Annotated in this window: 9 protein-coding genes; 3 read left to right on the top strand and 6 right to left on the bottom strand. The window is 73.2% G+C overall.

Annotated elements, in window-relative coordinates; all coding sequences use genetic code 11:
- Positions 1-638 (top strand): glycoside hydrolase family 75 protein (locus tag B9S61_RS12260; protein WP_181007340.1); only part of this gene is annotated, 638 nt, incomplete at its 5' end.
- A gap of 30 nt (positions 639-668) precedes the next feature.
- On the opposite strand, the gene B9S61_RS12265 is transcribed toward B9S61_RS12260, so the two are convergent.
- The 6 genes from B9S61_RS12265 to B9S61_RS12290 all read right to left on the bottom strand — a co-directional run bounded on the left by B9S61_RS12265 (position 669) and on the right by B9S61_RS12290 (position 3,921).
- Positions 669-1,079: a PTS-dependent dihydroxyacetone kinase phosphotransferase subunit DhaM gene (locus B9S61_RS12265; RefSeq protein ID WP_103542279.1), complete on the bottom strand. Its 411-nt coding sequence runs from the start codon at positions 1,077-1,079 to the stop codon at positions 669-671.
- Positions 1,072-1,689 (bottom strand): dihydroxyacetone kinase subunit DhaL, encoded by a 618-nt coding sequence (gene dhaL, locus B9S61_RS12270; protein ID WP_103542280.1) that lies wholly within the window; start codon positions 1,687-1,689, stop codon positions 1,072-1,074. The genes B9S61_RS12265 and dhaL overlap by 8 nt, the downstream gene beginning before the upstream one ends.
- A gap of 50 nt (positions 1,690-1,739) precedes the next feature.
- Complete coding sequence (gene dhaK / locus B9S61_RS12275) at positions 1,740-2,732, bottom strand: dihydroxyacetone kinase subunit DhaK (RefSeq protein WP_103542281.1); 993 nt, start codon at positions 2,730-2,732, stop codon at positions 1,740-1,742.
- A gap of 262 nt (positions 2,733-2,994) precedes the next feature.
- On the bottom strand, positions 2,995-3,249 hold the full coding sequence (locus tag B9S61_RS12280) for a lipopolysaccharide assembly protein LapA domain-containing protein (protein WP_181007341.1): 255 nt from the start codon (positions 3,247-3,249) through the stop codon (positions 2,995-2,997).
- Positions 3,250-3,311: 62 nt separating this feature from the next.
- Complete coding sequence (locus B9S61_RS12285; RefSeq protein ID WP_103542283.1) at positions 3,312-3,599, bottom strand: metal-sensitive transcriptional regulator; 288 nt, start codon at positions 3,597-3,599, stop codon at positions 3,312-3,314.
- Between the two features lie 124 nt (positions 3,600-3,723).
- Positions 3,724-3,921, bottom strand: a complete 198-nt coding sequence (locus tag B9S61_RS12290) for a twin-arginine translocase TatA/TatE family subunit (RefSeq protein ID WP_103542284.1) — start codon at positions 3,919-3,921, stop codon at positions 3,724-3,726.
- 149 nt (positions 3,922-4,070) lie between these two features.
- On the opposite strand from B9S61_RS12290, the gene B9S61_RS12295 reads away from it, so the two are divergent.
- Both B9S61_RS12295 and B9S61_RS12300 read left to right on the top strand, forming a co-directional pair.
- Positions 4,071-4,460: a BlaI/MecI/CopY family transcriptional regulator gene (locus tag B9S61_RS12295; protein WP_103542285.1), complete on the top strand. Its 390-nt coding sequence runs from the start codon at positions 4,071-4,073 to the stop codon at positions 4,458-4,460.
- A gap of 6 nt (positions 4,461-4,466) precedes the next feature.
- Positions 4,467-5,066, top strand: a 600-nt coding sequence (locus tag B9S61_RS12300) for a M48 family metalloprotease (protein ID WP_181007342.1), incomplete at its 3' end; no start/stop codon positions are given.

The raw sequence follows: 5,066 nt of genomic DNA on the forward strand, positions 1-5,066 counted from the left end.
CCGACCCCGCCGCATCGCGCCTTCCGGGGCCCGGCGCCGGACGGAGCGCGGACCCCGTCAGCGCCGCCGACCTGCTGGCCAAGGTGCGCGCGTGCACCCCCGTCTCCCGCGGCCGCTACCGCACGGACCAGGGCTCCCGGGCCACCGTCCCGGTGTGCGGCACCCGCGACGCCGTGTTCTGGAAGGCCGACATGGACATCGACTGCGACGGCCGCCCCGGCCGGCACTGCAATGCCCGTACCGACCCCCACTTCTCCGCCTCCACGGCCTTCGCCCGGTCCGACGGCCGTCCGCTGAGCGCGGAGAAGCTGCCCTATGTCGTGGTGCCCGCGCCCAGCGACGTATGGAACTACCGGTCCGACGGTGTGCGCGGCGGCTCCGTCGCGGCCGTGGTCTACCGCGACCGGGTGCGCTACGCGGTCGTCGGGGACACCGGCCCCGGGGGCGTCATCGGCGAGGCGTCCTACGCCGCGGCCGAGTCGCTCGGCATCGACCCGGACCCGCGGGCGGGCGGTGTCCCCTCGGGGGTCACCTACATCGTGTTCAAGGACAGTGCGGTGACCCCCGTCGAGGACCACGAGGCTGCGGTCGCGAAGGGGAAGCGGCTGGCCCGGGAGTTTGTGAACGGCGACGGCTGAACACGCCGGCCGGGCGTCACCGCGTCCTCGTCACACCTTCCGGTAGGCGTACGCCTCGGCGGCCGCCGCCTCGACCGTGGACAGGTCCGCCCCCGTGGACGCCGTGACCACCGCCGCCACCGCGCCTTCGACGAACGGCGCGTCCACCAGCCGGGTATCCGCGGGGAGTTCGTCCCCCTCGGCCAGCAGCGCCTTCACGGTGAGCACCGCGCTGCCCAGATCGGTGAGCACGGCGACCCCGGCCCCGCGGTCGACGGACGCGGCCGCCGCGGAGATCAGCTCGGCACTGGTGCCGAGGCCCCCGCCCTCGGTGCCGCCCGCCGGGGCCACGGGAACCGCGTCGCCGGCGCCCGCCAGACCCTTCGCCAGCTCCGCCACCGACTCGGCCACCGCCGCGCTGTGCGAGACCAGGACGATTCCCACCAGCCTCTCGTCACTCATCGCCGGCCTCCGCACCCGCCGCCGCGTCGGACAGCGCGGCGATCAGCAGCGCCGCAGACGTGGCCCCGGGATCCTGGTGACCGATACTGCGCTCGCCCAGATAGCTGGCCCTGCCCTTGCGGGCCCGCAGCGGCGTCGTGGCCACGGCTCCCTCCTCGGCCGCGTCGCGAGCGGCGGCGAAGGAGCCGCCCAGCGCGTCCACCGCCGGCACCAGCGCGTCGATCATCGTCTTGTCGCCCGGCGCGGCGCCGCCGAGCTGCATCACCGCGTCCGTCCCGGCACGCAGCGCCTCGGCCAGCTGCCGCTCGTCCACCTCGGCGGCGTCGCCGAGCGCCTTCCCCGTACGGCGCAGCAGGGTCCCGTACAGCGGGCCCGACGCGCCGCCGACCGTCGAGATGAGCAGGCGCCCGGCCTGGGTCAGCACCGCTCCGGGGGTGGCGGGCGGCTCCTTGTCCAGGGCGTCCCGCACCGCCCGGAACCCGCGCTGGAGGTTGCTGCCGTGATCGGCGTCCCCGATCGGTGAGTCGAGAGCGGTGAGCCGTTCCGCCTCGCGTTCCACGGACGCGGCGGTGGCCGTCATCCAGCGGCGGAAGAAGTCGGCGTCGAGCACGGGATCTCCTTGCGTGGTAGGTACTCCGGAACCGTTCGCACCGGCACCGTTCACATGCCCCAGCGCAGCCCCGCAGTACGCACCGGCGCGTCCCACAGCCGCAGCAGCTCCTCGTCGATCTGGCACAGGGTGACCGAGGCGCCCGCCATGTCGAGGGACGTGACGTAGTTGCCGACGAGCACCCGGGCCACCGGGACCCCGCGTTCGCCGAGCACCCGCTGCACCTCGGCGTTGAAGCCGTACAGCTCCAGCAGAGGGGTGGCGCCCATGCCGTTGACCAGGGCCAGCACGGGGTTGCGCGGGGTGATGTCGGCCAGGATCGCGTCGACGGCGGCCTCGGCGATCTCGCCGGACGTCATCATCGGCCGCCGCTCACGCCCCGGCTCGCCGTGGATGCCGATGCCCAGCTCCAGTTCCCCGTCGGGCAGGTCGAAGGTCGGTGTGCCCTTGGACGGGGTGGTGCAGGCGCTCAGCGCCACACCGAAGCTGCGGGAGTTCTCGTTCACCTGCCGGGCGATGGCCTCCACCCGCTCCAGCGGCAGTCCCTGTTCGGCCGCGGCGCCCGCGATCTTCTCCACGAACAGTGTCGCGCCGGTGCCCCTGCGGCCGGCCGTGTACAGGCTGTCGGTCACCGCCACGTCGTCGTTGACCAGCACCTTCCCGATCCGGATGCCCTCGTCCTCCGCCAGTTCCGCGGCCATGTCGAAGTTGAGCACGTCACCGGTGTAGTTCTTCACGACGAACAGCACCCCGGCCCCGCTGTCCACGGCGGCCGCGGCCCGCGCCATCTGGTCGGGTACGGGCGAGGTGAACACCTCGCCGGGGCAGGCCGCCGAGAGCATCCCCGGCCCCACGAAACCGCCGTGCAGCGGCTCGTGCCCGGAACCCCCGCCGGACACCAGACCCACCTTCCCGGCCACCGGGGCGTCCTTGCGGACGATCACCCGGTTCTCCACGTCCACCGCCAGCTCCGGATGCGCCGCCGCCATTCCGCGCAACGCGTCCGCGACCACGGTCTCCGGCACGTTGATCAGCATCTTCATGGGTACCTCCTGGGGCTCGGCAGGCGTGTCGGATCTGCCGGGTGGTCGGATGCGGGTCTCGGCTCAGGTCCTCCTGTCGGAAGTATCGGCCTTGTGGAGGCGAAGGTCACGTGCGCGGGCGCCCGGGCGTGCCCGGGAGGCGGAACGTGACGGCACCGTACGACCGGTCACGACCGCCGCGCGTCACGTCGCCGCACCTGCCGGTCCACCCCGGGGACCGGCCCGGGCAGGGACTCGGGCCGGAGCGGATCCGGGGGCGCCCCTACCGGCGGGCGCGCCGTCGGGCGACGAGCAGGCCGAGGAGCATGCCCACGAGAAGGGTGACCGTGAGGACAGTCCACAGCGGAAGCGTGACGGTCGACACCCACAGCCGGATGCTGACCGATTCCGTGTTGGCGGCGATGAACCAGACGGCCAGGGCTGCGAGCAGCAGGAAGCCGATGGTGCGCAGCCTGACGTCCCGCCCCTTGACCGTCACGGTCGGCGGACCATGAGTGTGTGCGGTATTCCGGGCCATGAAGACCATTCTCCGGCCATGCGCGCACATCGGCGACTCGCGACGGAAGGGCGCCGAGGGGCCTACGCGAGCGAAAGGAAGAGCTTCTCCAGCCGGGCACGCATCTGCGCGCCGTCCTCACCGTTCTGCCGGCCGGACTCGATGTCCGCCACGCACTTCTGCAACCCGGTCGCGATGATCGCGAAGCCGGCCCGGTCGAGGGCGCGGGAGGCCGCCGCGAGTTGCATGACGACCTCCTCGCAGTCGCGCCCCTCCTCGATCATCCGGATCACCCCGGAGATCTGCCCCTGCGCACGCCGCAACCTGTTCAGTACGGACTTGAGGTCCGCACCCTCGAGTTCCAGATCCACGACCACTCCCTCACGTAATACCCCGCCGGGTACTCTACGTCCCGTTTCGGCATCCCGTCGACCATGGGAGATCGTAGAGCCGCCGTCGCGGGCCCCCTCACCCCGGGCGTCCTGGCGACCGGGCCTACGGCCTGCCGTCCCGCGGCGGTGTACCGCCGGGGTGCTCGGTCCGCTCGGGAGCGGGTGACTTCACGGCGCGGGTCTCGGCCTTGAGGATGCGGGCCGACTTCCCCGCGGAGCGGGCGAGATCCGGGAGTTTCCTGGCGGCGAGGACGGCTATGACGACGATGAGTACGACGGCCAGCTCGCTCAGTCCGAACATGGATGTCCTGCTCCTTCTCCGGGGCCCCGGCGGCACCTCTACATCACTGTAGAGTAAGGGTGGTCGCCTGTGGGCCGCGCCGGGACAGCGGGAGGGCGTCCATACGATGACTGCCCGGGAAACCGGTGATGGCGGAAGGGAGTCAGGCCGTGACGGAGCAGGGGCAGCGTGCCCGGCGGCGGGGTCAGGGTGAGCTGGAGGCGCTGGTCCTGTCGGCACTGCGGGAGGCGGACGGCCCGGTGACGGCCGGCTGGGTGCAGGAACGCCTCGGCACGGACCTCGCCTACACGACCGTCATCACCATCCTGACCAGGCTGCTGGCCAAGGGCGCGGTTACCCGTCAGCGCGCGGGCCGGTCCTTCGCGTGGACGTCCGCGTCGGACCAGGCGGGTCTGGCCGCGCACAAGATGCGCAAGGTGCTGGACGCCGAGAGCGACCGGGAGGCCGTACTGGCCAGCTTCGTCACCGGCCTCGGACCGGACGACGGACGCCTCCTGCGGGAACTGCTGGGCCGGCCGGGGAACGACGGGGAAGTCTGAGCCGCCATGGGGGTGTTCGTCTTTCTGCCGCTGGTGCTGCCCCTGACCGCCTGGCCGGTCGCGCGTCTCGCCGAGCACCATCTGCATCCGCGCACCGCGACCCGGCTGCTGGCCGGGGTGGCCGCGGTGATGGCGGTCTGCAGCACGGTGTGCCTGGCGCTTGTCATGGTGGTCGGCACCGCCCAGCTGCCCGGCAACCCCCTGCCCGACGGCTGGTCGGACCCCGAGGTGCGCGCGGCCCTCCCGTACGACGAGATCGTCGGGAAGGCCGCGATCCCCGCCCTGTGCGCGGTCCTGGTGGCGTGCGGCCGGACGCTGTGGCGGCACGGCCGGGTACGCCGCCGGGCCCACCGGGCGCTGGCCGGGCTGCCCGGGACCGGGGTGGCGGTCCTCCCCGACGGCGTGCCGTACGCGTACGCGCTGCCCGGCCGCCGCCGGGCACGGGGCCGGGTGGTGGTGACCACGGGGCTGCTCGGACACCTCGGTCCGGCCGAACGCCGGGCGCTGTTCGCGCACGAACGGGCCCATCTCGCCGCCCGCCACCACCGCTTCCTTCTCGCGGTCCAGCTGGCCGCGCGAGCCAACCCTTTCCTGCGGCCGCTGCGG

This window comes from Streptomyces sp. SM1, from assembly GCF_002910825.1.
GTDB lineage: Bacteria > Actinomycetota > Actinomycetes > Streptomycetales > Streptomycetaceae > Streptomyces > Streptomyces okerensis.